Here is a 25,099-nt window from a genome sequence, read left to right on the forward strand (position 1 = left end):
CGACTGGATCCCGTCACCGGGATCGAACGCCTTTTGGACGGCCGCCGGCTAGTTGTCGGGAGCGAATGGAGGTACTGATCGTCGGTGCGGGCGCGATGGGTCGGTGGTTCGCCGGCGCCGTCGATGCCACGACAACGTTCACGGACGTCGACGGCGCCGCCGCCCGCAGGGCTGCCGACGCGTGTGGCGGCCGTGCGTGCTCGACCGGGGAACTCGAGGGCGGGTTCGACGCCGTCTGTCTCGCCGTCCCGATCCCCGAACTCGCCGACGCCGTTGAGCAGTATTCCGCGTACGCAGACGACGCCGTCCTCGACGTCTCGGGCGTGATGGGGCAAGCCGTCGAGGCGATGGCGGCGGCCGCACCCGGCCGCGAGCGGGTCAGCCTCCACCCGCTTTTCGCCCCCGAGCGCGCGCCGGGGACCGTCGCGGTCGTCCGCGACGCGCCCGGCCCGACGACCGAGGTGATCCTCGGGGACGTCGAGCGAGCGGGCAACGAACTCGTCGAGACCACGCCCCGGGAGCACGACGAGGCGATGGAGACGGTACAGGCCGCGACCCACGCCGCCGTCCTCGCGTTCGCGCTCGCGGCCGACCCCGCCCCGGCGTTCTCGACGCCCGTCTACGACCGCATGGCCGAGCTCGCGGGAATCGTGACGGGGGGCACCCCGCGGGTGTACGCCGACATCCAGGAGAGCTTTCCGGGAAGTGATCGAGTCGCCGAGGCCGCTGCCGAACTCGCCGCCGCCGACCGCGGGGAGTTCGAGACCCTCTACGGCGAGGCAACGGCCCGCTGGGAGGGGAAGCGATGACCGACCGCGAGGCCGTCCGGTCGAACGCGAAGTACCTTCGGAACGTGCGCCCGATCGACTCCGAGGAGATCAGCGACTACGTCGAGGGCGGAGCCCACCCCGCCGTCGTCCGCAGGATCCTCCGTGAGGAGGCGACCGACCTCGGGCTGGTCGAGCGCGAGGACGGCCGGTTCGTCCCCGTCCCCGACGACCCCGTCGCCCCGCTTTCGGGACCGATCGAGGCGTTTCCCGAGCGGTACGCCCGCGCCCTCGAGGACGTCCTCGTCGATCGCTACGGCCCGGACTGGCAGACGGGCGCCAGCGGCGACCTCCTCCGGAGCGTGATCCGGCAGGTCAAAGCCGAGTATCTCGAGAGCCAGGGGCGGTCGGTCGAGTACGATGCGGACGTCGCCGCCGGCTACGCGATCTACCACCTGCCGGCGTACTACGCCGCCGTCCAGTACGCCCTCTCGGATCTCGCCGACCGGGGCCTGCTCGGCCGGCACCTGCGGGTGCTTGACGTCGGCGCAGGCGTCGGTGGTCCCGCGCTGGGGCTTGCGGACTTCCTGCCCGACGACGCCCTCCTCGAATACCACGCCGTCGAGCCGAGCCCCGCCGCCGATATTTTGGAGACGCTGCTCGAGGAGGCCGGCCGGAACGTCCATCCGACGATCCGGCGCGAGCGGATCGAGGACGCCGACCCGGACGAGGAGTACGACCTCGTGCTCGTCGCGAACGTGTTGAGCGAACTCGACGACCCCGAAGCCGTCCTGAGGGAGCTGTTCGACCGCGTCGCCGACGACGGCTCGCTGCTCGCGCTCGCGCCCGCCGACAGGGAGACGAGCATCCAGCTTCGCGAGAGAGAGCGGGCCCTCGAAAGGGAGGGAGCGACCGTCTACGGACCGACCGTCCGGCTCTGGCCCGACCACCGTCCCACGGACCGGGGATGGTCGTTCGACGTCCGCCCCGACCTCGCGGTCCCGGGGTTCCAGCGCCGGCTCGATGGGGCCGACCGCGAGAACGCCGGCGACGGCGAGTTCGAAAACGTCGACGTCCAGTACACCTACTCGATCCTCCGGCGGGACGGGAAACGGCGGATCGAGCTCTCGCTCGACTCGGGCCGGTGGGCGAGGATGGCCGACAGCGAGCGCCACGTCACCAACCGGGTCGACCTCGTCGCCGCGAAGCTGAGCCGGTCGCTGTCAGGCAACCCGTTCGTCACGGATCCCGGTCCAGAGGACTCCAATCCGATCTTCAAGATCAGCGACGGCAGCGAGTCGGTCGATCACTACGCCGTCTGTCCCTCGGTGACGGCCCTGAACCGCCCGTTGCTCGAGGCGGGCTACGGCGACGTCTGTGTCTTCGAAGGCGCGCTCGTGCTCTGGAACGACGATGAGGAGGGGTACAACGTCGTCGTCGACGAGGAAACGGTCGTAGACCGGCTGTAAGGCGGAGGGCTTTTCGCGCCCCGCTCCGAGGCCCCGACAGAGAATGAGCCAGCCGACCGAGCCGGAGATCCTGCTCACGAACGACGACGGGATCGAGACGCCGGGGATCCGCGTCCTCTACGACGCCCTCTCGGACGTCGGGAACGTCACCGTCGTCGCACCCGCCGACGACCAGAGCGCCGTCGGGCGATCGCTGTCGGGCGAGGTCGGCGTCACCGACCACGACCTGGGTTACGCCGTCGCGGGAACGCCCGCCGACTGCGTCGTCGCCGGTCTCGCCGAGCTGGGTCCGTTCCCCGACCTGGTCGTTGCGGGCTGCAACAAGGGGGCGAACCTGGGAGAGTACGTCCTCGGGCGCTCGGGGACGATCAGCGCGGCCGTCGAGGCCGCCTTCTTCGACGTCCCGGCGATCGCGACGTCGATGTACGTCCCCGTCGGCGACCTCGCCTTCGAGGACGTCGAGACCGGCCGGAGCGACTACCGGGAGGCCGCCCGCGCGACGACCTACCTCGTCGAGCACGCCCTCGAGGCTGGCGTCTTCGAGGAGGCCGCCTACCTCAACGTCAATGCGCCGGTTCCCGAAGAAGCGGCGGGCGACCCCGCCCCGATGGAGATCACCCGGCCCTCGAGGCGCTACGAGATGGACGCCGTCCGCGAGGGCGAGCGGGTCGTCCTCCACGACAGGGTCTGGGAGGAGATGGAAGCCGAGTCGATCCCCGACCCGGCCGGCACCGACCGGCGGGCGGTCGTCGAGGGCCGGGTCAGCGTCTCGCCGCTTACGGCACCCCACTCGACGCGCCACCACGAGGCCCTCGACGACCTCGCCGAGCGCTACCCGGGAACCTCACTCAGTTCGTGAACGACGGCGGTAGGCCCATATACCCGGTCGGGCGTAACACCAAGGGAGAAGTGCGTGGACGCGGTGACGTATTCCACCAGCGGTGACACAACAACATGGTACTGGACACACTCAGATCCCTGCTCGCCGATCTCCGGGAACGAGAGCCGGCCGACGTATCGTCCGAGAACACCACGGAAGCGGGCCACGAATCCTACTACGCCGACCGGGTCGAGTACGGCGTCAACGACCGCGACCTCCCCGAGGACGACCGCGTCCTCCGCCTGCTGGTCGAACGCGGCGGTCGCGTCGAGCGCTCGACGATCGTCGGCGAGACCGGCTGGTCCGAGGAACGACTCGAGGCCTGTCTCGACCGGATGGAACGGGAGGGTCAGGTGAGCGCGATCGACGTCGGCGGCCGCCGGGTGGTCTGCCGGCGCGGGTTCGAGCCCAAGGGGTATCGCCCGCACTTGACCAGCGACTGATAGGGGCGGAGACGACGATGTACCGTTCGGTCGCGACAACGGACTCCGACCGACGGTGGAACGACTCGTCTCCGCCGCTATGAGTCACCGCTCGCCCGAGAGCACCGAGAACAGTTCTTCCTCGAGGTCCGCCTTGCTCATCCCATCGCCGCCCGCGCCCCGCATGTGTTCGACCGGGAGCTGACCGCCGCCCATCCGGGCGTGGCCCCCGGCGTTGGCCATCGGGACGTCGCCGACGGCGTGTCGAAGGCTCTCGCCCATGTGGACCCGGTCGTCCCGGGAGCGCCCCGAGAGGTGGAGCGTGCCGTCGGTCTCCCCGAAGACGACGACCGCCGTCACTCCCTCCAGGTGCATCAACTCGTCTGCGGCCTGTGGGATCGCGTCGACGTTGTCGATCCGGCCGACGTCACAGACCGCAAACGAGCCCTCGACGCGTTTCCCGGTGATCGCCTCGGCTTTGGTCTGCAGGACGTCGTCGCTGACCTGAGGGTTCGCGACCCGATCGAGGAGGTCCTCGTCGATCCCCGGAAAGAGGTAGGCGCTGGCGGCGAACTCGGCCTCCGAACAACCCGTCGTGAGGTGGTTCGTGTCCGACTGGATGCCGTAGACGAGCCCGGTCGCGATCTCGGGGGAGACGACGATCCCCTCCTCGTCGCTCCCGGCGCCGACCGTCGCCCCCAGGTCCTCCAAGTACTCGGCGACGATCGTCGACGTCGCGCCGTAGCCCGTCCGGACGTCCGTAAAGCGGGTCCCCGTCCCGTTTCCGGGGTGGTGGTCGACGACCGCGACGGGCTCGACCAGCTCCGAGCCGGTAAAGCCGCGGGGCGTGTTGTGATCGACGAGCACGATCGCGTCGCTCGCGAGCTCGGTTGCGGCCTCGAGCTGGCCGAGCTCGAGGCCGAGCACCGTCCGGAACGCGCGGTTCTCCTGGTGGCGGATCTCGCCGGGGTACTGGAGGGTCGCCTCGGCGCCGACCGACTCGGCGATCGCCCCGACCCCCATCGCCGCGCCCATCGCGTCCGGGTCCGGGTTCGGATGGAGCAACACCGTCACCTCCTCGTACTCCTCTAAGACCTCCCGGAGCCGGACGGCAGGAGGACGTCGTACCCACCGGAGGAGCCACCAGAGCCCGACGACCGTGGCGGCCAGCCCGACGACGAGGACGAGCGAGAGCGGGTCGACCGGTCCGACCGCCCCCTCGGCCGCGTCGTCGCCGGCCGCGAGCGCGTCCCTACCGACGGCGAGCGGGACGGCTCGAACGCTCATGGCCCACACTCAGACGCGACCGGCAAGAAGGTTCCCCCTCAGGTGCTTGCTATGTACGGTTACCGGTGTCCCGTTCCGGGAAATTAGAACGTTCCGGAGCCGCCGGCTGCGGGCGACCCGGGCTTTCGTAGGGCTTTTGCTCGGTACCGAGAAACGGGGCGGTATGACTGCACCCTGGGACGACTGGAACCACGTCCTGAAGCTAGACCCCGACAAGGAGCTTCCGGACGGGGTCACCTATGGCGACCTCTGTGCGACGGGGACCGACGCGATCGAGATCGGCGGCACGACGGGGATGACCGAGGAGAACATGTCCGCCGTGATCCGGGCGTGTGCGGAACACGACGTTCCCCTCTACCAGGAGCCTTCGAACCCGAGCGTCGTCGTCGAGGAGGAGGCCCTAGACGGCTACCTCGTCCCGACGGTGTTCAACGCCGGCTCGCCCTTTTGGATCACCGGCGCCCACAAGGAGTGGATCCGTCTCGAGGGCGACCTCGAGTGGGACCGGACCTGGACGGAGGCCTACATCGTGATGAACCCCGCGGCCGACGTCGCAGAACTCACCGAGGCCGACTGTGACCTCTCGGCCGACGACGTCGCCGCCTACGCGACCGTCGCTGAGCGGATGTTCGGCCAGGAGATCGTCTACCTCGAGTATTCGGGCACCTACGGCGACGAGGAGGTCGTCGCGGCCGCCGGCGACGCCGTCTCCGACTCCGCCCTCTTCTACGGCGGCGGCATCCACGACTACGACTCGGCCCACCGGATGGCCGCTCACGCCGACGTGATCGTCGTCGGCAACCTGGCCCACGACCGCGGGGTCGAGGCCGTCCGCGAGACCGTCGAGGCCGCGAACGAGGCGTGATATCGCCGGCAAACACTCCGTATCGATTTCGACACCCTGGGGCTATCCGGAGACTGGCCATGGTTAGTCCCGCTCCCGGCTTTTTCTAGACAGTAGTTTTACATGAATTACTGCCAAGCCCCTTCGCCAGTGATCCACGACCAATTAGGTCAGTAGAGGGTGAAGAAGAGATTATGAGGGTGTGTGAGTAACTCCCAGTATGGACGACGAATCGAGGTAGTCGACCACTGGAGATGACGTCCAACGAGGAGATGACGTCCAACGAGGGGTCAACACGTATCTCCGGACTGCGAGTCCACCGCCGGCGGACGTCTTAGAGATGGAGTTCGTCTACGAGGCGCTCGCGCATCCGAGACGACGGTACGTCTGCTACTCGCTTCTCTCCAGTTCTCGGTGGACGCTCACCGAACTGGCGACGAAGCTCGTCGCGTGGGAACGGGATATCCCCGAGGGAGACGTCACCGAGTCCAGCCGCGACGACATGTACCTCTCGCTGTACCATGCTCACATCCCGAAGTTGGCCGAATTAGCATCCGTTCTAGTTTAGCGCATTGAGGCACCCAGAGACGCCGAACTAGAATCGTCAGTAACTAGGAAAGTGAGAATCCGGTAGAGAGTGTGTACACCCTACCGGATTCAGTAGTTGTGAACCGTATTCAAAGAGCGTTTCCATCTGATGAGTTGCGCGAGCGGGCTCGCGCAACGAATCTCATCCAGCGAGAGCGGAAACTTGACGTCGTCGCGTTGTTTTACACGCTTTCTCTCGGCTTTGCTGCCGGTTCTGATCGATCCATTCAGGCGTTTCTCGAACGCTACGTCGAGATGTCTGACTGTGACAAACTCGCCTATGCGACCTTCCACGGCTGGTTCGAACCAGGGTTCGTTGCACTCCTTCGAGAGATTCTCGATGACGCTATCGAGAATCTCGACACGGGCCAAACCGAGCTTACTGGACGTCTCGAACGATTTCGAGACGTCCTGATCGTCGACGCCACGATCATCTCGCTCTATCAAGACGCCAGAGACGTCTACGCACTCGATGACGACCGAGCCGGTGCGAAACTCCATATCACCGAATCGCTCTCGACTGGGCTTCCGACGCGATTCCAGACAACCGACGCGAGCACCCATGAACGGAGCCAGCTACCCACCGGCAAGTGGGTAGCTGGCGCTCTCATCCTGTTCGATCTTGGCTACTACGATTTCTGGCTGTTCGACCGCATTGACGCCAATGACGGCTGGTTCGTCTCTCGCGTCAAAGAAAACGCGAACTTTGAGATCGTCGAGGAACTGCGCACATGGCGAGGAAACAGTATCCCGCTGGAGGGGCGGTCGCTGCAGGACGTCCTCGACGACCTGCAGCGACAGGAAATCGACGTACGGATCACCCTCTCGTTCAATCGCAAACGAGGGTCGGGCGTCAGCACGACCCGAACCTTCCGATTGGTCGGCGTTCGCAACGATGACAGCGACGAGTACCATCTGTACCTGACGAATCTCGACAGAGACGGCTACAGCGTGCCCGATATCGCACAGCTCTATCGGGCACGCTGGGAGATCGAACTGCTGTTCAAAGAACTCAAATCACGGTTCGGTTTGGACGAGATCAACACGACCGACGCCTACATCATTGAGTCGCTGATCATCATGGCAGCACTCTCGCTGTTGATGAGCCGTGTTATCGTCGACGAACTCCAGAAACTGGACGCAAAAGAGCGAGAACGCGCCGACGACGCCGCAGCGTCGTCGCCGCGCCTCTCACGACGACGCTGTTCACACGCCGTCGAACGCCACGCGCACTTGATCCAGTTGTACGTGATGCTTGATCTGGGCTATGAGCTGCCGGATCTTGATGCGTTATTGCTGTGGTCGTCACGGGATCCAAATCCACACCGTCCAAGGTTACGTGAACAGGTGGAGTCAGGCGAGTTCTGGTAAGGAACTCGCCTGACGAGACGGGCTGGATCGCCCGGCCTGATCAGCGATGGCTCTGGAACGGCGGCGCACTCGCAGTCGTGAGTGCGCCGCCTTTGACGGGAGAAATGGTCGAACATCAGCTGGTCTGCGGGAACAGCAGTTCCCTCGGTGTGATTGCGGTCAGACTCGTCGCAATTTCGGCGGAATTCCCGTCTCAGTCAGTCACTAAACTAGAACGGATGGCCGAATTAGATATCATTACGTTCGATGCTGGCGAGGAGGAGATCATCGTCGCGGACACGAACGCCCCGCAGGTGCTCGCGGCCCTGGAAGGCGCCGGGGCGAGCCTCGACGCAGCCCAGGAAACACACGCGCGAAGCGAGTACGACGGAGAGTGATCATTGATGGATGAGAACCGAGCGAATTCAAATCCCTCAACCGAAACCGACGAGAACCGCACGGAGAGAGCGTCTTCCAGTGACAAGGCCGATACAGCGGGGCGAAAAAACGTGCCAAATGAAGGCTGGGGATTCATCACGCAAGCTCACTACGACCCCGACGACTCCCGCGATCTGACCACAGTGATCGTTCGTGCCGTCGCCGAAGCCGAGGACGTCCCACCCACCGAGATCAAGAATCCGCCGCTCTACGAGGTCGTCGACATAGCGGGCATCGACGACGCCTTGTTCGGACGTCCCGAGGCCCACCAGTCCGGTATGGGTTCGACAGTCGAGTTTCGGTATAACGGCTACAAAGTCAGCGTCGAGGCGGACGGTTGGGTCACGGTCTCCGACCGGTCCAGGGACTCGAACGCTGACGGCGGGTAACAACACTGAGAATAGCGTCGATCTTCCACGTACCCCCTTCTCTTCAGCAGGATTCTCTCGACATCGCTATTAGTCGATGGAGGTGAGTACGGTAGGTGTGCACATAGAGTCAAAACATTCCGAAAAGTACGGCGCGTATACCAAGCCACAGACTCCAAACGATTACTCCGAACTCGAGTCCATCGCCGGCACCGGAACGCTCGTGACCGCGCTCTCGACGACCGCCCGCTTCTCGACGCCGCGGACGTCGGCCTCCGTCGTCAGCACGATCCGGTGATCGAGGACGGGATGGACCACCCGCCGGACGTCCTCGGGGGCGACGTACTCCCGGCCGGCGAGGGCCGCCCGCGCACGGGACGCCTCGAACAGCCGCTGGATCCCCCGCGGGGAGACGCCGACCTCGACGCGGCCGTCCTCGCGGGTCTCTCTGCAGACGTCGACGACGTACTCCCGGATCGCCTCGTCCACTCGAACCGTCTCGGGGACCTCCTGGAGCGCGAGGACGGTCTCCCGGTCGGCGACCGCCTCCACTTCGGGGACGCGGCTCCGGCGCTCGGCGCGCCGGTCGAGCAACTCGAGTTCGCCCGCCCGATCGGGGTAGCCCAGGCTCGTCTTGACCATGAACCGGTCGATCTGGGCCTCCGGCAGCGGGAACGTGCCCTCCTGTTCGATCGGGTTCTGGGTCGCGATCACGAAGAACGGCTCGGGAAGCTGGCGGGTCTCGCCGGCGACCGACACCTGCTTCTCGCCCATCGCCTCGAGCAGGGCGGCCTGGGTCTTGGGAGGCGCCCGGTTGATCTCGTCGGCGAGCACCACGTTCGCGAAGACCGGCCCCTCGTTGAACTCGAAGGTGCCCCGGCCCTCGTCGTAGACATGGGTCCCGGTGACGTCGTTGGGAAGCAGGTCGGGGGTGAACTGGATCCGGGTGAACTCGAGGTCGAGCGCGGCGGCGATCGTTCGGGCAGTGAGGGTCTTTCCGGTTCCCGGCACGTCCTCTAGGAGTACGTGGCCCTGGCCGACGATCGCGGTGAGGATCGTCTCGAGGCGCTCGTCCTCGCCGACGACGGCCGTCGCGGCCTCCGCGAGGACCGCCCGGCAGGTCGCGGCGGCGTCGGTGACGTCCATACCCCGCATCCGGCGGCGAGGTGGTTATAGGTTCGGCTCCGCGCCCGAGGCTATATGGTTCGGGGCGGGCGAGGGTCGGTCATGGACTCCCAGGACGGCGGGGACCTCCTCGCGGGTTTCGACCCGGCCGAGCACGTCCTCACCGCCCGCCAGGCCCAGGTGCTCGCGCTCCGGGCCGAGGGCTATTCGCAGGCCGAGGTCGCGGATCGGATCGGGACCTCGCGGGCGAACGTCGCCTCGATCGAGGGCAGCGCCCGCGATAACGTCGCGAAAGCGAGGGAGACCGTCACCTTCGCCGAGACGCTCGCCGCGCCGGTCCGGGTGACGGTCCCGTCGGGAACCGACCTCTATGACGTTCCCGACCGGGTGTACGACGCCTGCGACGAGGCGGACCTGACGGTCGCCCACGCCGCCCCCGAGCTGCTGAAGCTGATCCACGACGCCGCGGGCGGGGCGGTCGCCGACCGCGAGGTTCGGACGCCGATCGTCGTCGGCGTTGGCGAGGACGGCTCGGTGCGCGTGCGACGCTCGGGATGAGCACGAACTCGGGGGCGATCGAACCAACGGCCCCCACGCGGCCGGCACTTGCCGGCTTCGCCTCCCTCGTTCGGTGTGACGTATCTTATCATACGGAGATAAATACAGCAGACTTAACAGTCGGTGTCGGATCGACAGACGTGCAACATGACCGACTCGGATCTCTCGCGACGACGGTTCGTACTGCTGTCGAGTACCGCTGCTGCGGTCGGGCTGGCCGGCTGTAGCGACAACGGCGGGAACGGTGGCAACGGGAACGGCGATGCCGAGGAGAACGACACGGAAAACGAGACGGACACCGAGGAGGAAGAAACCGAGTCCGAGATGGACAACGAGAGCGACGGTCTCGGCGACGACAACGAATCCGGCATGGACAACGAGTCCGGTATGGGCGAAGACAACGAATCCGGCATGGACAACGAGTCCGGTATGGGCGAAGACAACGAGTCCGGCATGGGCAACGAGTCCGAGATGGACAACGAGAGCGACGGTCTCGGCGACGACAACGAGTCCGGTATGGGCGAAGACAACGGGTCCGAGATGGACAACGAGTCCGAGATGGACAACGAGTCCGAGATGGACAACGAGAGCGACGGTCTCGGCGACGACAACGACACCGGCATGAACGAGACCGAGGACAACGAGAGCGGCGGCCTCGGCGAGGACAACGACTCCGACGAGTAAACCGAATCGAGAACTACGTTTTCTTTCTTCAGGAGGCTGCGAGCATCGTGCGCCTATCGCCTCGAGTCGCACCCTCCTCGAGCCCTCACTCCAGGGGAAGCGCGACGTTCGCGAGCGTGTCGCCGGCGACGACCGTCGCCTCCCGGGTCAGCGCGTAGAGGACGCCCTCGCGGTCGGCACGGACCTCCTGGCGAACGCCGTAGTCGGTCGGGCCGTACAGCGTGCCGAGCCGGTCTCCTTCGGTAACGCGGTCGCCGACGGCGACCTCGCCGGGGACGAACAGTCCGGACTCGTCGGCCCGAACCCGGCCGAGGTGGTTTCTCGCCCGCTCGGTCCGTCCGTTCCCGACGGGGTCGCCGGGGAGAACCCCCAAGTGGCGGAGGGCGTTCCGGAGCCCGACGAGACCGGTCTCGACGGCCGACTCCTGGACGCGGGTGTGGGAACCGAGTTCGGGCGTGATACACGGGATCCCTCGTCGAGCGGCGGTCACCCGGAGCTTCCCCGAGAAGTTCCTACGGTGCCACTCCTCGTCCGTATCCTCGTCGCCCTCGCTGTCCCCCGGCAACGGCTCGACCAGCGTCAGGTCGGTACCGAACGCCTCCGCGAGCGCGATCGACTCCCGGTCGCCCTCGGTGACCACGACGTGGGAGAGTGCGTCGGGACTCATCGTGTGGAGGTCGACGACGGCGTCGGCCGCCGAGGCGTGTTCCCAGAGAGCGGCGGCGATCCGCCCGTGGGCCGACCCCTCGCTATCGCCGGGCCAGACCCGGTTCATGTTCGGGTTCGTCTCGTCGATTCCCCGTGAGGCGGTATAGCTCGCGTGATCGAACGTGAGCGGGTCGGCGACCGGCACCGCGATCACCCGCCCGGCGATGTCCGCCTCGACCAGCTCGTCGTGAAGCCGCCGGAGGACCTCGGTGCCGTTTACCTCGCGGCCGTGCTGGGCGGCCTGGACGTAGACGGTCGGCCCCTCGCTTCCCTCGTACTCGTGGATCGAGAGCGAAACGTCACCGCCGGCGGGGAGTTCGAGGGGTGTTATCGTCCGCCGGCTGTGAGTCACCATCTCACTCGGCGTCGTCGGGCACGTCGAAGTCGTGGAAGTGTTCACCCTTCTCCTTGCTCAGGATATCGAGGGCGGCGGCAGCACCGTCGCCCGCCGAGATGATCGCCTGCCACTCCTCGGCGCGGGCGGTCGCACCCGTCGCGTAGGCGCCGGAGACGCTCGTCTCCATGTCGATCCCGACGTCGACCGGTCCGTCGTCGGTCGTCTCACATCCCAACTCTTCGGGCAGCGAACGTTTCGCGCCGGTCGCGAAGACGACGTAGTCGGCGTCGTGGCTCCCCTCCTCGGTCTCGACGGTAAAGCCGTCGCCATCCTCCTCCACACTGAGGACCTCCTCGCCCTGAACGCGTTCGACGCCGAAGGAGTCGACCTGCTCGCGTGCGTCCTCCATGAACGCGGAGCCGTCCTGGCTCTCGATCCCGAGGTAGTTGAACAGGTGGGCCTTGTGCATCCAGGTCTCGTCGGTGTCGAAGACCGTCGTCTCGAGGCCGTTTTTCGCCGTGAACAGCCCGGCGCTCAGTCCCGCGGGGCCGCCGCCGACGATGGCTACGTGTGCCATATCCGGAACGATGGCCCCACGGCTGATAAAGGCTATGCGCAACCACGATGGGTGCCCGTCCTACTCGCGTTCCAGAACGGCCTTCGCCTTCGCGTGGCGCCCCCGGAACATCGGCTCGAACCCGAGTCCCGTCACCGACGGACACCGTTCTCCAAGGGGGCCGAGCAGGGACGGGAGTTCGTACTCGACCCGGTCCCGACAGACCGTCTCCCGGCCGTCGGCGAAAAAAGAATGGGTGTGGACCCACCGGTCGAACGGGCCATCGACCATCTCGTCGCGGAAGTACGCGACCCCGTCCTCGCGCTCGCGCTCGGTGATCACCGATGTCCAGTGCTGGCGCGGGCCGACACCGCCCGGCCGGATCGAGAGCGTGATCTCCGAGCCGACATCCAGAACCGCCGGCTCGCGCTCGCCATCGGGGCCGATCACCGACTCGACGCGAAGCTCCATCCACGCCGGCGTCAGCGTCTCCAGACCCGATACCCGCGAGTGAAACTCCCAGACCCGCTCGAGAGGGGCCCGGATCCGCGTCTCCCGTTCGTACGTCGCCATATCGGAACGACGCTCTCGTGACCCAAAACTCCGCGGCCTACGTCACTTCAGGCGTTCCTGGAGAAACGAGGGGTGGGCCTCGGTCACGCCTTCGACCGCGAGGATCTCCTCGTTTATGACCCGCCCGACCGCGCCGCTGTCTTCGGCACGCACTTCCGCCATCAGCGTGTGATCGCCACTCGAGCTGTACAGCGCCTCGACCTCCTCTAAGTCCCGCAACGCCGCGGTCGCGTCGACGTAGCGCTCGCTCGCGACCTCGAGGCCGACCATCGCGATCGTCTGGCCCGAGAGTTTCTTGGGGTCGACGTCGGCCGAGTAGCCGACGATCACCCCCTCCTCCTCGAGCTGGTTGATGTACTTGCGGACCGTCGGCTTCGAGACCTCCGCACGCTCGGCGATATCGGCGTAGGAGGCCTGGGCGTCCTCCTCTAGGACCTGTAAGACGCGCTCTCCCGTAGACCGGCTACTCATGACCAACTGTTTTGCGCCGACGGGAAAATATCTTGTGTATCCGAAAACCCGACCGTCGCCCGCCGATCCGGGAACGGGTTCGGGCGACCCTCCGGTCGGCCTCCACCGGACGGGAGACCGCGTTCCCCGAGCGATTCCCGGGAGCCGGGAACCGTCGCAGGTATCGTACATGGCGAGCGATCACGTCCACGTGTAGAACCCGACAATGACCGACGAAACCCTCTACGAGCGGTTGGGCGGACGGGAATCGATCGCTACCGTCGTCGACTCGTTCTACGAGAAGGTGCTCGACGACGAGCGGGTCGCGGGCTATTTCGACGGGATCGACATGGAACGCCAGCGCATACACCAGACGCAGTTCCTCTCGGCCGTCACGGGCGGGCCCGTCGAGTACACCGGCGATGAGATGGCATCGGCTCACGACCACCTCGACATCGCACCCGAGGAGTTCGAGGCCATCGCGACCCATCTCGACCGGACGCTCGCGGAGTTTGAGGTCTCGGAGGACGACCGCGAGGCGGTGATGGATGCGGTCTACGGCTACGAGGAGGCCATCGTGACGGCACGGTAGCGGGCGCCCGGTTCGAGACCTCCGCCTCCATAGCTCTCCATACGACCCCGGACCGACACGTTCCCCTCCTAGAAACGCGCTTACGTCCGGGCGTCGATCCATCTCTCGATGGCACAGCGCACTGTCGAGGCCGCGGACCGAACGGTGGCCGAGGAGACGAACGCTCGAACGACGACGCCGGGAGAGCGCCGTACCTGTCCGCTCTGTGCGTTCGCCGCCGACGGCGACGGCGGGATCTACGACCACTTACAGGCCAGCCACCGGAAGAGCGCCCTCTCGCGGCTCGTCGCCGACGAGCTGTAGGGCCTGATTCCGTCGAAAAGACCCGGCAAGGACGATGCATCCTAGCGGCGGCTACTCGACGACGGCCAGCCGCCGGTCGATCGTCCGGCGGCCCTCCTCGATGCCGGCACAGACGGCGGCGATGGCGGCGAGGACGGGATGAGTCGTCCGACAGGAGCCATAGAGGTATCGAGCCGTGTCGTCGATCCCGGCCACCGAGACGGAGTGCTCCCGGCGGATCCGGGCCTGGCGCTCCTCAAGAAGGACCCCACACCGATCCTCGAGCGAGTCGAGGCGGTCGCGACTCGATATGAGGACGTGAAAGCCCGCCCGATCGAGGGGCTGGGCCACGACCGACTCGAGGTCCCCGACGATCCCCGCGAGGCGCTCCTCGGCGTCCGTGATCGCCTCCGACTCGGCCTCGAGGAACTCGAGCAACGACTCCCGCGCGTCGATGGCCCGATCGACGCAGTCGGCGAGCGAGCGCTTGAGTCCTGGCGAGAGCCCCTCGGACCTCGTGATCGCGGTCGCGAGCTCCGGGGTGAGCTCCCGTTCGAGGTTCTCCCGGTAGGACTCGCCGTACGCCTCCTCGTAGTGGGGGACGCACATTACCGTCCGGACGTACGCCTCGCGGACCTGGTCCGGTGTCGTCCGCCCGGGCGCCGTCCGGGTCCGGTCGGCGAGCAGCGTCGGAAAGCGCGCCGTCGAGGCGGTCGTCTCAAGCGCGCCGACCCGCGTCCGGAACTGCGAGAACGCCTCGCGTTCGTCGGCGAGTTCCCGACGCTCCGAGCGAAGCACGCGGGCGGCCTCGTAGAGGACGGCCAGCGGGTCGTCGTCGGTCACGAACGGATCAGGCCGGACGATCCTCTTAACTCCGTATATGTGGCGTTCGACCCGCTATAGGCCGCTATGGCCCCCTCCGAGCGCTATGGGGGAGTATGGAGTTCGGTCCGTCGAGTTCGAACGCTCGAAAACGAGAGATCGCGAAACGGATTACTTGTGGCGCTCGAGGAGGTCGTAGCTGCGCTCCCAGTCGTAGTCGTCCTCGAAGTAGCGCTCCGCGAGCGGTTCCTCGGGCATCTCGCCGAGTTCCTTCTTCTCGTCCTGATAGGAGGGACGTTCGTCGACGAAGTAGCGTCCGGTGAGGACGGTGCCCTCGTGGAGGGCGTTCTCGGTCTCGAACATCATCTCCTGGGCCTCCTCGCGGCTGTTGACGTCGAAGTCGTAGTCCTCGGACTCCTGGACGTCCACGTAGGGGACGTACTGCTTTGCGTCCTTGTTCCAGGTCGGACACTGGGTCAGGAAGTCGATGTGGGCGAACCCGTCGTGGTCGATTGCCTCCTTGATGATCTCCTTTGCCTGGTTCGGGTTGACTGCGGCGGTCCGGGCGATGTAGGTCGCCCCCGAGGTCAGCGCGAGCGACAGCGGCCGGATCGGCGACTTCGCATTGCCGTGGGGCGTCGTCTTCGACTTGTGACCCTTCGGCGAGGTCGGCGAGGTCTGGCCCTTGGTGAGCCCGAAGACCTCGTTGTTGAAGACGATGTAGGTCATGTCGTGGTTCTCCCGGGCGGTGTGCATGAAGTGGTTCCCGCCGATCCCGTAGCCGTCGCCGTCACCGCCGGCGGCGATCACTTCGAGCCCGTCGTTGGCCAACTTCGCCGCGCGGGCGACCGGCAGCGACCGGCCGTGGATCGTGTGGAACCCGTAGGTGTCAAGGTAGCTGTTCAGCTTGCCCGAACAGCCGATCCCCGTCACCGTCAGCACCTCCTCGGGAGTCTTGCCGACCTCCGGGAGCGCCTGTTTCAGCGCCTTCAGGACGCCGAAGTCGCCACAGCCCGGACACCACGTCGGCTGGGGTTCCAGACCCGGCGTGAACTCGTCGCGGTCGATCTCTCGTTCGTCTCCGATGGCGTTGAATGCACTCATTGTCAGTCACCTGCAGCGGGCTCGAGCCGGACCTGTGCGGACGGGTCGGTCCCCGAGCCCTCGACGTTCAGTTCGTACCCCTCGACGACCTCGGCGGGTTCGAAGGGGTTGCCGTTGTACTTGAGCAGGCTGGTCAGCTTCTCGCCGTAGCGGCCGAGTTCCTTCTGGAGCAGCCCCCGGAACTGCGCGGAGGCGTTCATCTCGACGACCATCGCCTCCTCGACGCTCTCTATGAACTCCGCCAGTTCGGCTTCAGGGAACGGCATCATCTCGGAGACGCCGACGGCCTTGACGCTGTGGCCGTCGGCCTCGAGTCTGGCGACTGCCTCCTCGACGACGCCCTGCGAGGAGCCCCAGGTGATGATCCCGTAGTCGGCGTCGTCGTCGCCGACGTACGTCTGGTGGGTGTCACCCTCGTCCAGGTCAGCCCGGATCGCCTCCAGCTTGCGGAGGCGGCGGTTGACCTGTGCGACGCGGTTGTCGGGGTCCTCGCTGATGTGACCCGCGGGCGTGTGTTCGTTGCCCGTCGCGAGGTAGCGTCCGTCCTGCTGGCCGGGCAGCGAGCGGGGACTGACGCCGTTTTCGGGGTCGTGCTGGAAGCGGTGGAACTTCCCGGAGGCGTCGTGGACGGCGTCCTCGAGTTCCTCCTCGGTCATCGTCGAGCCCAGGTCGGGTGCGGGCTCGCGGTCGAAGAAGCTCACGTCGACGTTGGTGTTCTCGCCGGAGAGCTTCTGGTCGTAGATGATGACCGTCGGGATCTGGTACTCGTAGGCGATGTAGAAGGCGGTGCGGGTCTGCTCGTATGCCTCCTCGACGGTGCCCGGCGCGAAGACGACGCGGTTCGAGTCGCCCTGGCTCGTATAGAGGGTGAACTCGAGGTCGGCCTGCTCGGGCTTGGTGGGCATCCCCGTCGAGGGACCCGCACGCATGGATTCGAGCAGGACCAGCGGGGTCTCGGTCATCTCCGCGAGGCCGAGCGGTTCGCTCATCAGCGCGAAGCCGCCACCGGAAGAGCCGGACATGGCCTTGACGCCGGCGTGGCTCGCCCCGACGGCGAGTGCGGCGGCGGCGATCTCGTCTTCGACCTGCTCGGAGACCCCGCCCATCTCCGGGAGGTGCTGGGACATGAGCGTGAAGACGTCGGTCCAGGGCGTCATCGGGTAGCCCGCGATGAACCGACAGCCCGAGTCGATCGCACCGAAGGTGATCGCGTTCGACCCCGAGAGCAGCGCCTGCTCGTCGTCGTGGTCGCCCTCGGGAACCCGGAGATCGTGGGTGAACTCGTACTCCTCGCTCACGATCTCGTGGGCCTCGTGGAGGATCTCGATGTTGGGCTCTAAGATCTTCTCGGGCATCGCGTCCTCCATCAGGTCTTCGATGTGTTCGAGGTCCATGTCGAGCAGCGCCGCCGTCGCGCCGACGCCGGCGGTGTTTCGCATGACCTCGCGGCCGTGTTCGCGGGCCAGCGACCGGAGGTCCATCGGGTAGAGGTGCCAGCCGTTCTCCTCGGCACGCTCCTCCAGGTCGAGTTCAGCGACGTCCTCCTCGCTCAACAGGCCCTCGTCGTAGATGATGACCCCGCCCTCGCGCAGGTCCTCTAAGTTCTCAGAGAGGGGTTTGACCTCCTCGTTGCCGTAGTAGGCCTCTTCCTGTGGGTTCCGGGCGAAGGAGTCGCCCAGCGCCAGCAGGAAGTTGTAGCCGTCCCCCCGTGACTGTACCTCCTCGGCTGCGGCCCGGATCTCGACGTAGGTGTGGCCGCCACGGATCCGCGAGGGATAGTGGCGATGGGTAAAGACGTCGAGCCCCGAGCGCATCAGCGCTTTGGCGAAGTTCTGGCTCGTCGAGTCGATCCCGTCTCCGGAACCGCCGGCGACGCGCCAGATGAGTTCGTTGTCGCTCATAGGTGGATGCGGCCCCTCCTGGGCCAGCAGTAGTCACGAGTTGGCTCCACCGAACCTAAAGCCTTTGCTATACATTACCAAGGATCTTTCGTGAAAGACTTGCCGGAAGGTTGTCGGGCGGCTACTCGTTGTGCGGGTTGCTCGGGTGGTAGTCGGTATCGTACTCGCCGGGATCGTTGTCGAGCCGGTCCGGGTTCAGCCGACCCGACAGGAGCATGAAGTCTACGAGCGTGAGCGCGAGCATCGCCTCGACGACGGGCACCCCCCGGGGCGGGAGGACCGGATCGTGGCGGCCGATCACCTTCTCTTCTTTCAGCTCGCCGGTCTCCCAGTCCGCCGTCTGCTGGCTCTTGGGAATCGACGTCGGCGCGTGGAGGGTCACCTCGCCGTAGATCGGTTCGCCCGAGCTTATCCCCCCCTGGATCCCCCCGTGGTCGTTTTCAACGGGAACCGGATCGCCGTCCTCGCTGAACTCCCAGTCGTCGTTTCGTTCCTTGCCGGTCCACTCCCGAGCTTCCGTCCCCAACCCGAACTCGAAGGCCGTCGTCGCGGGCACGGCCATCATCGCCTGGCCCAGACGCGCGGACAGCGAGTCGAAGCGGGGCGCGCCGAGTCCGACCGGCACGCCTCGAGCCTCGAAGTAGATCGAGCCGCCGATCGAGTCGCCTTCCTCCTGGTAGGCCTCGATCAGCTCCTGCATCTCCGCTGCGGTCTCGGGATGGGCACACCGAACGTCGTTTTCCTCGCTGTGCGCTTTGATCTCCTCGAAGCTCACCTCGGGGGCGGAGACGTCACCGATCTGGTTGACGTGGGCCTTCAGCTCGATCCCCTCACTTGCGAGCAGTTTCTTCGCGATGGCGCCCGCGGCAACCCAGTTGACCGTCTCCCGGGCCGAGGACCGCCCGCCGCCGCCCCAGTTTCGGGTACCGAACTTGGCTGAATACGTGAAGTCGCCGTGGGAGGGCCGGGGCGCGGTGATGAAGGGTTCGTACTTCCCCGAGCGGGCGTCCTTGTTCTGGATCACCATCCCGATCGGCGTCCCCGTCGTGTAGCCGTCCTGGGTGCCCGACTTGATCGAGACGTCGTCGGGCTCTCCTCGACTCGTGGTGATCATCGACTGGCCCGGCTTCCGTCGATCGAGGTCGGCCTGGACGTCTTCCTCGGTGAGCTCGAGGCCGGCGGGACATCCGGATATAGTGCAGCCCATCGCCTCGCCGTGGCTCTCGCCGAAGGTGGTCACCTGAAAGAGCCGTCCGAAGCGGTTACCGTTCATGTCCGCCCCTCGGGGACGGGGCTACTTAGCGCTACAGGAACGCGCAACGTCCACGGCTGGACGCTCGTGGAACCGGAGCCGGCAGGGTGAAAGAAAGCAGTCGATTCAAGGAGCCGGGAGCCCTGTTTCTTCACCCATGCCATACGACGAAATCGAGTCGACCTCGACCGCGATCACCCGCCCAATGTGTGGCGTCTTCCGGGGCCCATGCCCCAGATTGCCCCCGAGCTACATCGACTCCCCGCCCGACGAGTTCCCCAGCGAGGACCGGGACGACCCCTCGCTGCGGCTGTGGTTTATCGACGAGGACGACGAAACGGGCCGGATCGGCGACGACCTCGAACTCGAGTACGATGGCGAGTTCGAGTCGGAAATCGAGACGGCGATCGACGGCGCCGACGCCGGCCCGGATCCGATCGATTTCGACTGCTTTTCCGTTCGACTCTATACCGAGATCGGGCTTCGCCGTCTCGTCCACGTCAGGTCCTGAGCGGGTCGGATAGACGATTTACCGACGATCGAACTGGAGTAGTGCGATTGACGTGCGATTGATAGCGCAATGACTGACAGCCGACCCTACGACGCGAGCAGCGCCGCCCCGAGCGATCCCGATCACTCCGGCGGCGCATCCCACTCCTCGCCGTCGTCCGCCGGCTCGTATCCCAGGACCTCGCGGGCGTGGTCGATGTCGAACCACCGCCGGTCGTTGTCGCTGACGCCGTAGAAAACGTCGTACTCGACGGTGTCGTCGGAGAGACAGCACTCGACCTGCTTGGCGAGATCCCGGCGGGACTGCCACATCGCCTTCAGCCGGGCGACCTGCTCGTCGTAGGCGTCGCCTCCCCGGTCGAACTTGCCGCGATCGACCCCGCGCTCGGCGTCGCCGTAGGGGTGGTCGTACTCGCGGTCGCGAACCGCACAGATCCGGAGGGCGTAGGCGCGGACATCGTGGGCCTCCGCCGCGAGCCGACAGCACCCCTCGCCGTACACCTTCTCGACGCCGTACATCGAGTCCGGCCGGGGCGCGACGGTGTGATCGACGGTCAGTCCGTACTCGGGGTAGTAGATCTCGGGTGCGTGATCGTCCTCGTAGCGCCCGACCGCGTGGTTCGAGGACGCGTAGACGATCGAGTCAACCCCCGCCTCGGCGGCCGCGCCGATCGCGTCGGCGTGGAGCGCGAGGTTCTCCCGGTGGGTTTCGAACGGCGTGATCTCGGTGTCGCCGGGATTCCCGTGCTCTTGAGGGACGTGAGCCAGGTGGATCAGCGCGTCTTTGTCCTCGAGGTGGGGCCGGAGGTCGGTCTCCCGAAGGTCCGCGACGACCGACTCGACGTCCGGGTCGGGATGCGCCTCGACGTCGACGCTCGTGATCGTGTGCTCCTCGGCGAGGTGGTCCGTGACCGCGGTGCCGACCGTGCCCGCGCCGCCGGTTATCACGACGTTCATGGGTCCCGTTCGCGTCCCTCCGGTATTACGTTTCGGCGCCGACCTCGAGGGCTCGCTCGACCGCCGACTCGATCGGCTCGGGATCCTCGATGGGGACCAGCGGCGGCCGGACGGCATCGCTCTCGATGACGCCCCGGGAAACGAGCGCGGCCTTCGCCGCCGGCGCGAAGCCGTACTCGAGACAGGCCTCGAAGACGGGCGTGATCGCCTCCCGCTGGAGGACCGCGCCGCGCTCCTCTCCGGCGTGCTCGACCGCCTCGGCGAAGACCTCGGGGAGGGCATTCGAGAGGGCGTTGACGCCGCCGTCGATCCCCATCCGGAGGGAGGGCACGAGCAGCGCATCGTACCCCTGGAGGAGCGCGAAGTCCGCAGGGACCTGCGACTGCACGGAGAGCAGGTACGAGAGGTCGCCACTGGAGTCCTTCAGGCCAACGATCCGCTCGTGGTCGGCGACCGCCGCGACGGTCTCGGGCTCGATCCGGGCGCCGGTACACTGGGGGATGTTGTAGAGCAGGAGGGGGAGCGCCGACCGGTCGGCGACCCGCTCGAAATACCGCTGATTTCCCGCGGGCGCGTTCGCGGTGTGGAAATAGGGCGGGACGACCACCGCGGCATCGGCGCCCGCGTCGGCCGCCACCTCGACGGCTTCGACCGTGCCGGCGACGCTCGTCGCCGCCGCGCCCGCGACGACGGGGACCGACGCGTGGTCGGCCGTGACCTCGATGACGTCCCGGCGCTCGCCCGGAGAAAGGCTCGCGAACTCGCCGGTCGTCCCGCAGGGAAAGACGCCGTCGACGCCCGTCTCGACGTGCTCGATCAGGTTCCGGAGCGCGTCGTCGTCGACGGCACCCTCGCCGTCGAACGGAGTCACGATCGGGCAGGTGAGGCGGCCGACGGGATCGGTCATGGCTCCGTCTGGGGCCGGCTCCGTATAAAAGGCGTCGGCCGGAAGAGCCGACCGGCGACGGGATCCGGACTACCCGGAGCGCCCGAGGAGCCCCGCGACACCCTCGACCGTGCCGCCGCCGTCGCCGAACGCGAGCAGCCACCGCGTTCCACCGCCGGCGGAGAACAGCTCCTCGCCGTCGGGAGATCGGACGACGACCGTGACCCGGTCGATCGCCGAGCGCAGCGCCTCCCGATCCGAGACCGCGTCGGCCGTGGCCGCGAGGGCGGCACCCACCTCCTCCAGGACGAAATCATTGGAGGCGTCGGCCGGAACCGCCGTAATTATCAGCTCCGACCCGCGGCGCTCGGCTCCGATCTCCGCCAGGATCTCGCCGTCGGCGACGAGAGCATCGGGCTTGAGGCCGGGGATCTCGCCGGATGTGGGCTCGGAGGCGTCCGTCCCGTCCTCCTCGTCGGTTCCGTCGTCACCGTCGTCGTCCTCGACCGAACTCTCGTCGCTCGTGCCCTCATCGCCCGTGTCCTCGTCGCCCGTGTTCTCGCCACCGTCGGCGTCGTCGGTCCCGGAGCCGTCGTCCTCCTCGGTCCCGTCCCCGTCGCTGTCGGTCCCGTTACTGCCGGTGTCGTCGCCTTCGGTTTCGTCCTCGCTGTCGATCCCGTCGGTATCCGTCCCGTTGCCCGTCTCGTTCGTCGAGTCCTCGCCGTCCGTTCCGTCGGAATCCGCCGTCGTGTCGTCGTCCGCTCCGGTGGCGTCTCCGTCGTCCGTCCCGTCGCCGTCGGATTCGTTGCCCGAACCCTCCTCGTCGCTCTCGTTCCCCGCCATCTCGTCGTCGGACTCGTTGGCGGCGACGTCGTCGGATTCGTTGTCCGCCATCTCTCCATCCGATTCATCGCCATCGGGGTCCGCCGATTCGTTACCCGTCCCCTCGTCGGAGCCGTTGCCGGCGTCCCCGGATTCGTTGGCAGCATCGTCGCCGACCCCGTCATCGGATTCGTTGTCGGCAGCGTCGCCCGATTCGTTCTCGGCGGCGTCATCGGACTCGTTGTCCGCCATCTCCTCCGACTCGTTGGTAGTATTACCGTCTGACTCGTTGTCCGCCATCCCCTCATCGGACTCGTTGTCGGCGGCGTCGGCGGACTCGTTGCTCCCGACGTCCCCCTCGTCGGATCCGTCGTCCTCCTCGGTGACGTCCGTCTCCTCGTCCGTCTCGTTCTCCTCGTCCGTCCCGTCCGTATCGTCGGCGGGTCCCGATCCCTCGGTCGCGTCGTCGAAGGCACAACCCGCGAGGGCCACCGCGACCACGCTCGATCCGCCGGCCAACAACTCCCTTCGTTCCATACCGCTCCGGTGAGCAACTACCTCCAAAAGTGTTTTGTTTATAAAAAGTAATAATTCGGTGACTGTCGGGGTTGGATGGTCACGCCCGGCGACGGACGAGCGAAGCGGGATCGGCCGCGGTCCACGCCCGAAACCGTTATTCGCCCCGCGTTCGCGGCCCCGGTATGGACGCCTACGACGCGGTCGTCGTCGGGGGTGGCATCGTCGGGAGTTCGGTTGCCTACCATCTCGCGCGTGGGGGCTCGAGGACCCTCCTCGCCGACCGCGAGGACGAGGGGCGGGCGACCGACGCCGGCGCCGGCATCGTCTCGCCGCTCACCAGTAGCCGCTCGCGGGATCCCGACTGGCTCGAGTTCGCGACCGGAGCCGCCGACTACTACCCCGAACTAGCCGACCGCCTCGACGACGAGGGAGCGGGGCCGACGGGGTTCGACCGCCCCGGCCTGCTCGCGGTCGCGGTCGACGAGGGGGAGGTTCCGGAGTACGAGCGGAGCCTCGAGGCAATCCGGAGCCGCCGGGACCGACTCGACGATGGGCCGGAGATCGAGGAGATCGGCCCCGACAACGCCGCAAGCGAGTTCCCCCCGCTGGGGGACGCCGTACGGGCGTTCCGGTATCCGGACGCCGGCCGGGTCGAGGGCCGGCGGTTCGCCGCCGCCCTCAGGGACGCCGGCCGCTCACACGGCCTGGAGACCGTCGAGGCCGACGTGACGGAGATCCGGATCGACGGTCGGGTGACCGGCGTCCGGACCGCCGACCGGCGGACGATCCCCACAGAAACCGTCGTCGTCGCCGGCGGCGCCTGGTCGCCGGCGTTCGCCGACCAACTCGAAATATCGCTTCCGATCTCCCCCCAGCGGGGCCAGATCGTCCACCTCGGACTCCCCTCCGGATCGTCGGAGCCGGAGGAGTGGCCGATCGTGAAGGCCTTTCGCGACCACTACATGGTTCCCTGGCCCGACGGCCGCGTCGCGGCGGGTGCGACCCGCGAGACGGGGTCCGGCTTCGCTCCCCGCACGACCGCCGCCGGCGTCCGCGAGGTGCTGGAGGAGGCCCTGCGGGTCGCACCCGGGCTCGCCGACGCCGCCCTCGAGGAGGTCCGGGTCGGGCTGCGGCCGGCCTCGCCCGACGGCCGGCCCGTCCTCGGAGCGGTGCCCGATGTCCCGGGCGCGTTCCTCGCGACGGGTCACGGTCCGACGGGACTCACATTCGGCCCGTACAGCGGCAAGCTCGTCGCCGACCGCGTTCGGGGGGAGAGCCGCGGGCTCGAGGCGTTCTCGGTCGACCGGTTCGAGGAGTGACGGTCCGGCCGCCGTCGTCCGCCGCTCGTCTGCCGCGTGTCAGCCCATCGTCAGACGCACGTCAGCCACTCGTCCGACGGAGCGGTTCGAGTGGTTCGGGTGGAGAACGCGTTTCGACTGGAACGGGTGGATCGGGTGGAGAGCGAGTCGGGGCCGACCGAGAGGAGGCGAAAGGGCGTCCACCGGAACTCGAGGGGTTCACGCCCTCGGAGCTAGAACCCGCGACGAGGGGTGTGGCTACCTCGGGACTGGCGAACCCGGGACGCGAGGTCGATGCCATCCGACCGGAGATACCAGACGACCGAGAGGACGAACAGCGCCGTCACGAACACGCTTACCAGCACCGTGTTCACCGCGAACGGGACGAAGACCGACACGAGGCTGATCCCGGCGCCGTTGACGAACAACAGTGAGCCCAGACCGATGAGGCCGGCGTTCAGGGCGTGGACTGGTTCTCCTGCTGGCGACCCGTCACGGCGCGGGCGTCGGGCAGGTGACTCCATACCTCCGCGTCGTATCCACCCCATAAAAAACCCGGTCAGACGGCCGTCAGACGCAAGCCCGGTGTACATGGGCGGATCGAGCGTCTGGACGGATCGGCTCCGGAAACACGCCGACCAGACGGGTCGCGACCGGGGGACGAGATCCGACACCCCCATTTCGTTCCGGACGAGTTTATCATGGTAGATTTTCATATTTAGTTTGCAAGCAACGACTTACATATCTGTA

At 66.9% G+C, this 25,099-nt stretch carries 29 protein-coding genes; 15 read left to right on the forward strand and 14 right to left on the reverse strand.

Translation table 11 applies throughout. The features are described 5' to 3' along the window. Window positions 1–65 precede the first annotated feature (65 nt). The 4 genes from LCF40_RS14005 to LCF40_RS14020 all read left to right on the forward strand — a co-directional run bounded on the left by LCF40_RS14005 (window position 66) and on the right by LCF40_RS14020 (window position 3,559). Window positions 66–809 carry a prephenate dehydrogenase/arogenate dehydrogenase family protein gene (locus LCF40_RS14005; protein WP_114577804.1) on the forward strand — a complete coding sequence of 248 codons (744 nt, stop codon included), beginning with the start codon at window positions 66–68 and terminating at the stop codon, window positions 807–809. After that, the gene (locus LCF40_RS14010) at window positions 806–2,236 is read left to right on the forward strand and encodes a small ribosomal subunit Rsm22 family protein (protein ID WP_224828901.1); all 1,431 of its coding nucleotides are present in this window, start codon (window positions 806–808) and stop codon (window positions 2,234–2,236) included. Before LCF40_RS14005 ends, LCF40_RS14010 begins: the two co-directional genes overlap by 4 nt. 43 nt (window positions 2,237–2,279) lie before the next feature. Continuing rightward, the gene (surE, locus tag LCF40_RS14015; protein ID WP_224828902.1) at window positions 2,280–3,095 is read left to right on the forward strand and encodes a 5'/3'-nucleotidase SurE; all 816 of its coding nucleotides are present in this window, start codon (window positions 2,280–2,282) and stop codon (window positions 3,093–3,095) included. A 95-nt stretch (window positions 3,096–3,190) separates the two neighbouring features. Next, entirely contained in the window at window positions 3,191–3,559 is a 369-nt protein-coding gene (locus LCF40_RS14020; protein ID WP_114577807.1) for a helix-turn-helix transcriptional regulator, read from the forward strand. 84 nt (window positions 3,560–3,643) lie between these two features. On the opposite strand, the gene LCF40_RS14025 is transcribed toward LCF40_RS14020, so the two are convergent. Then, the gene (locus LCF40_RS14025) at window positions 3,644–4,825 is read right to left on the reverse strand and encodes a DHH family phosphoesterase (RefSeq protein WP_114577808.1); all 1,182 of its coding nucleotides are present in this window, start codon (window positions 4,823–4,825) and stop codon (window positions 3,644–3,646) included. Window positions 4,826–4,988: 163 nt separating this feature from the next. On the opposite strand from LCF40_RS14025, the gene LCF40_RS14030 reads away from it, so the two are divergent. The 5 genes from LCF40_RS14030 (at window position 4,989) to LCF40_RS14050 (ending at window position 8,434) form a co-directional block, all read left to right on the forward strand. Beyond that, window positions 4,989–5,690: a phosphoglycerol geranylgeranyltransferase gene (locus LCF40_RS14030; protein ID WP_224828903.1), complete on the forward strand. Its 702-nt coding sequence runs from the start codon at window positions 4,989–4,991 to the stop codon at window positions 5,688–5,690. A gap of 319 nt (window positions 5,691–6,009) precedes the next feature. Further along, entirely contained in the window at window positions 6,010–6,237 is a 228-nt protein-coding gene (locus tag LCF40_RS14035) for a DUF7344 domain-containing protein (protein ID WP_224828904.1), read from the forward strand. A 71-nt stretch (window positions 6,238–6,308) separates the two neighbouring features. Beyond that, window positions 6,309–7,628 carry an IS4 family transposase gene (locus tag LCF40_RS14040; protein ID WP_224828905.1) on the forward strand — a complete coding sequence of 440 codons (1,320 nt, stop codon included), beginning with the start codon at window positions 6,309–6,311 and terminating at the stop codon, window positions 7,626–7,628. Between the two features lie 218 nt (window positions 7,629–7,846). Continuing rightward, window positions 7,847–8,005: a hypothetical protein gene (locus LCF40_RS14045; protein WP_224828906.1), complete on the forward strand. Its 159-nt coding sequence runs from the start codon at window positions 7,847–7,849 to the stop codon at window positions 8,003–8,005. Window positions 8,006–8,116: 111 nt separating this feature from the next. Then, entirely contained in the window at window positions 8,117–8,434 is a 318-nt protein-coding gene (locus tag LCF40_RS14050) for a HalOD1 output domain-containing protein (protein ID WP_224828907.1), read from the forward strand. Between the two features lie 162 nt (window positions 8,435–8,596). Here LCF40_RS14050 and LCF40_RS14055 read toward each other — a convergent pair whose 3' ends face one another. Further along, window positions 8,597–9,559 carry an AAA family ATPase gene (locus LCF40_RS14055; protein WP_224828908.1) on the reverse strand — a complete coding sequence of 321 codons (963 nt, stop codon included), beginning with the start codon at window positions 9,557–9,559 and terminating at the stop codon, window positions 8,597–8,599. A gap of 81 nt (window positions 9,560–9,640) precedes the next feature. On the opposite strand from LCF40_RS14055, the gene LCF40_RS14060 reads away from it, so the two are divergent. Together LCF40_RS14060 and LCF40_RS14065 are read left to right on the forward strand one after the other, a co-directional pair. After that, a complete protein-coding gene (locus LCF40_RS14060; protein ID WP_224828909.1) occupies window positions 9,641–10,096 on the forward strand; it encodes a Tfx family DNA-binding protein in 456 nt (151 codons plus the stop codon). Between the two features lie 147 nt (window positions 10,097–10,243). Then, window positions 10,244–10,780 (forward strand): hypothetical protein, encoded by a 537-nt coding sequence (locus tag LCF40_RS14065; RefSeq protein WP_224828910.1) that lies wholly within the window; start codon window positions 10,244–10,246, stop codon window positions 10,778–10,780. Between the two features lie 85 nt (window positions 10,781–10,865). On the opposite strand, the gene LCF40_RS14070 is transcribed toward LCF40_RS14065, so the two are convergent. Genes LCF40_RS14070 through lrpA1 form a run of 4 tightly spaced genes read right to left on the reverse strand, consistent with a single transcriptional unit; the run spans window position 10,866 to window position 13,425 of the window. Further along, complete coding sequence (locus LCF40_RS14070; RefSeq protein ID WP_114577813.1) at window positions 10,866–11,843, reverse strand: succinylglutamate desuccinylase/aspartoacylase family protein; 978 nt, start codon at window positions 11,841–11,843, stop codon at window positions 10,866–10,868. Window position 11,844: 1 nt separating this feature from the next. Beyond that, window positions 11,845–12,402 carry an NAD(P)/FAD-dependent oxidoreductase gene (locus tag LCF40_RS14075; protein ID WP_224828911.1) on the reverse strand — a complete coding sequence of 186 codons (558 nt, stop codon included), beginning with the start codon at window positions 12,400–12,402 and terminating at the stop codon, window positions 11,845–11,847. 60 nt (window positions 12,403–12,462) lie between these two features. Beyond that, a complete protein-coding gene (locus LCF40_RS14080; protein WP_114577815.1) occupies window positions 12,463–12,954 on the reverse strand; it encodes an SRPBCC family protein in 492 nt (163 codons plus the stop codon). A 42-nt stretch (window positions 12,955–12,996) separates the two neighbouring features. Then, window positions 12,997–13,425, reverse strand: a complete 429-nt coding sequence (lrpA1, locus tag LCF40_RS14085) for an HTH-type transcriptional regulator LrpA1 (RefSeq protein ID WP_114577816.1) — start codon at window positions 13,423–13,425, stop codon at window positions 12,997–12,999. 205 nt (window positions 13,426–13,630) lie between these two features. Between lrpA1 and LCF40_RS14090 the strand changes: the two genes are divergently transcribed. Both LCF40_RS14090 and LCF40_RS14095 read left to right on the forward strand, forming a co-directional pair. Then, complete coding sequence (locus tag LCF40_RS14090) at window positions 13,631–13,996, forward strand: group I truncated hemoglobin (RefSeq protein WP_114577817.1); 366 nt, start codon at window positions 13,631–13,633, stop codon at window positions 13,994–13,996. A 108-nt stretch (window positions 13,997–14,104) separates the two neighbouring features. Then, window positions 14,105–14,299, forward strand: coding sequence for a hypothetical protein (locus tag LCF40_RS14095; protein WP_114577818.1), 195 nt, complete (start codon window positions 14,105–14,107; stop codon window positions 14,297–14,299). 51 nt (window positions 14,300–14,350) lie between these two features. Here the strand turns inward: LCF40_RS14095 and LCF40_RS14100 are convergent, their stop codons facing one another. The 4 genes from LCF40_RS14100 to aroC form a co-directional block, all read right to left on the reverse strand. Next, window positions 14,351–15,121 carry a DUF7260 family protein gene (locus LCF40_RS14100; protein WP_224828912.1) on the reverse strand — a complete coding sequence of 257 codons (771 nt, stop codon included), beginning with the start codon at window positions 15,119–15,121 and terminating at the stop codon, window positions 14,351–14,353. Between the two features lie 150 nt (window positions 15,122–15,271). Then, window positions 15,272–16,204 carry a thiamine pyrophosphate-dependent enzyme gene (locus tag LCF40_RS14105; protein WP_114577820.1) on the reverse strand — a complete coding sequence of 311 codons (933 nt, stop codon included), beginning with the start codon at window positions 16,202–16,204 and terminating at the stop codon, window positions 15,272–15,274. 2 nt (window positions 16,205–16,206) lie between these two features. After that, a complete protein-coding gene (locus tag LCF40_RS14110; RefSeq protein ID WP_114577821.1) occupies window positions 16,207–18,105 on the reverse strand; it encodes a 2-oxoacid:acceptor oxidoreductase subunit alpha in 1,899 nt (632 codons plus the stop codon). A 121-nt stretch (window positions 18,106–18,226) separates the two neighbouring features. Further along, on the reverse strand, window positions 18,227–19,378 hold the full coding sequence (gene aroC, locus LCF40_RS14115) for a chorismate synthase (protein WP_224828913.1): 1,152 nt from the start codon (window positions 19,376–19,378) through the stop codon (window positions 18,227–18,229). A gap of 136 nt (window positions 19,379–19,514) precedes the next feature. Between aroC and LCF40_RS14120 the strand changes: the two genes are divergently transcribed. After that, window positions 19,515–19,868, forward strand: a complete 354-nt coding sequence (locus tag LCF40_RS14120; RefSeq protein ID WP_114577823.1) for a hypothetical protein — start codon at window positions 19,515–19,517, stop codon at window positions 19,866–19,868. Between the two features lie 122 nt (window positions 19,869–19,990). On the opposite strand, the gene LCF40_RS14125 is transcribed toward LCF40_RS14120, so the two are convergent. From LCF40_RS14125 to LCF40_RS14135, 3 genes are all read right to left on the reverse strand, one after another. After that, window positions 19,991–20,824, reverse strand: coding sequence for an NAD-dependent epimerase/dehydratase family protein (locus LCF40_RS14125; RefSeq protein WP_224828914.1), 834 nt, complete (start codon window positions 20,822–20,824; stop codon window positions 19,991–19,993). A 25-nt stretch (window positions 20,825–20,849) separates the two neighbouring features. After that, window positions 20,850–21,731, reverse strand: coding sequence for a dihydrodipicolinate synthase family protein (locus tag LCF40_RS14130; RefSeq protein ID WP_114577825.1), 882 nt, complete (start codon window positions 21,729–21,731; stop codon window positions 20,850–20,852). 69 nt (window positions 21,732–21,800) lie between these two features. Next, entirely contained in the window at window positions 21,801–23,069 is a 1,269-nt protein-coding gene (locus tag LCF40_RS14135) for a putative sodium/potassium/calcium exchanger (protein WP_224828915.1), read from the reverse strand. Between the two features lie 164 nt (window positions 23,070–23,233). Between LCF40_RS14135 and LCF40_RS14140 the strand changes: the two genes are divergently transcribed. Then, a complete protein-coding gene (locus tag LCF40_RS14140; protein ID WP_224828916.1) occupies window positions 23,234–24,370 on the forward strand; it encodes an NAD(P)/FAD-dependent oxidoreductase in 1,137 nt (378 codons plus the stop codon). Window positions 24,371–24,582: 212 nt separating this feature from the next. Here the strand turns inward: LCF40_RS14140 and LCF40_RS14145 are convergent, their stop codons facing one another. After that, on the reverse strand, window positions 24,583–24,873 hold the full coding sequence (locus LCF40_RS14145) for a hypothetical protein (protein WP_114577828.1): 291 nt from the start codon (window positions 24,871–24,873) through the stop codon (window positions 24,583–24,585). Between the last annotated feature and the right edge of the window lie 226 nt (window positions 24,874–25,099).

The organism is Saliphagus infecundisoli, from assembly GCF_020177375.1.
Lineage (GTDB): Archaea > Halobacteriota > Halobacteria > Halobacteriales > Natrialbaceae > Saliphagus > Saliphagus infecundisoli.

Coding starts and splice junctions, on each gene's coding strand:
- LCF40_RS14020 (WP_114577807.1), top strand. CDS start 3,191: ATGGTACTGGACACACTCAGATCCCTGCTCGCCGATCTCCGGGAACGA.
- LCF40_RS14095 (WP_114577818.1), top strand. CDS start 14,105: ATGGCACAGCGCACTGTCGAGGCCGCGGACCGAACGGTGGCCGAGGAG.
- LCF40_RS14055 (WP_224828908.1), bottom strand. CDS start 9,559: ATGGACGTCACCGACGCCGCCGCGACCTGCCGGGCGGTCCTCGCGGAG.
- LCF40_RS14030 (WP_224828903.1), top strand. CDS start 4,989: ATGACTGCACCCTGGGACGACTGGAACCACGTCCTGAAGCTAGACCCC.
- LCF40_RS14075 (WP_224828911.1), bottom strand. CDS start 12,402: ATGGCACACGTAGCCATCGTCGGCGGCGGCCCCGCGGGACTGAGCGCC.
- LCF40_RS14130 (WP_114577825.1), bottom strand. CDS start 21,731: ATGACCGATCCCGTCGGCCGCCTCACCTGCCCGATCGTGACTCCGTTC.
- LCF40_RS14060 (WP_224828909.1), top strand. CDS start 9,641: ATGGACTCCCAGGACGGCGGGGACCTCCTCGCGGGTTTCGACCCGGCC.
- LCF40_RS14090 (WP_114577817.1), top strand. CDS start 13,631: ATGACCGACGAAACCCTCTACGAGCGGTTGGGCGGACGGGAATCGATC.
- LCF40_RS14035 (WP_224828904.1), top strand. CDS start 6,010: ATGGAGTTCGTCTACGAGGCGCTCGCGCATCCGAGACGACGGTACGTC.
- LCF40_RS14045 (WP_224828906.1), top strand. CDS start 7,847: ATGGCCGAATTAGATATCATTACGTTCGATGCTGGCGAGGAGGAGATC.
- surE (WP_224828902.1), top strand. CDS start 2,280: ATGAGCCAGCCGACCGAGCCGGAGATCCTGCTCACGAACGACGACGGG.
- LCF40_RS14140 (WP_224828916.1), top strand. CDS start 23,234: ATGGACGCCTACGACGCGGTCGTCGTCGGGGGTGGCATCGTCGGGAGT.
- LCF40_RS14125 (WP_224828914.1), bottom strand. CDS start 20,824: ATGAACGTCGTGATAACCGGCGGCGCGGGCACGGTCGGCACCGCGGTC.
- aroC (WP_224828913.1), bottom strand. CDS start 19,378: ATGAACGGTAACCGCTTCGGACGGCTCTTTCAGGTGACCACCTTCGGC.
- LCF40_RS14145 (WP_114577828.1), bottom strand. CDS start 24,873: ATGGAGTCACCTGCCCGACGCCCGCGCCGTGACGGGTCGCCAGCAGGA.
- LCF40_RS14080 (WP_114577815.1), bottom strand. CDS start 12,954: ATGGCGACGTACGAACGGGAGACGCGGATCCGGGCCCCTCTCGAGCGG.
- LCF40_RS14105 (WP_114577820.1), bottom strand. CDS start 16,204: ATGAGTGCATTCAACGCCATCGGAGACGAACGAGAGATCGACCGCGAC.
- LCF40_RS14010 (WP_224828901.1), top strand. CDS start 806: ATGACCGACCGCGAGGCCGTCCGGTCGAACGCGAAGTACCTTCGGAAC.
- LCF40_RS14065 (WP_224828910.1), top strand. CDS start 10,244: ATGACCGACTCGGATCTCTCGCGACGACGGTTCGTACTGCTGTCGAGT.
- lrpA1 (WP_114577816.1), bottom strand. CDS start 13,425: ATGAGTAGCCGGTCTACGGGAGAGCGCGTCTTACAGGTCCTAGAGGAG.
- LCF40_RS14005 (WP_114577804.1), top strand. CDS start 66: ATGGAGGTACTGATCGTCGGTGCGGGCGCGATGGGTCGGTGGTTCGCC.
- LCF40_RS14135 (WP_224828915.1), bottom strand. CDS start 23,069: ATGGAACGAAGGGAGTTGTTGGCCGGCGGATCGAGCGTGGTCGCGGTG.
- LCF40_RS14070 (WP_114577813.1), bottom strand. CDS start 11,843: ATGGTGACTCACAGCCGGCGGACGATAACACCCCTCGAACTCCCCGCC.
- LCF40_RS14110 (WP_114577821.1), bottom strand. CDS start 18,105: ATGAGCGACAACGAACTCATCTGGCGCGTCGCCGGCGGTTCCGGAGAC.
- LCF40_RS14120 (WP_114577823.1), top strand. CDS start 19,515: ATGCCATACGACGAAATCGAGTCGACCTCGACCGCGATCACCCGCCCA.
- LCF40_RS14025 (WP_114577808.1), bottom strand. CDS start 4,825: ATGAGCGTTCGAGCCGTCCCGCTCGCCGTCGGTAGGGACGCGCTCGCG.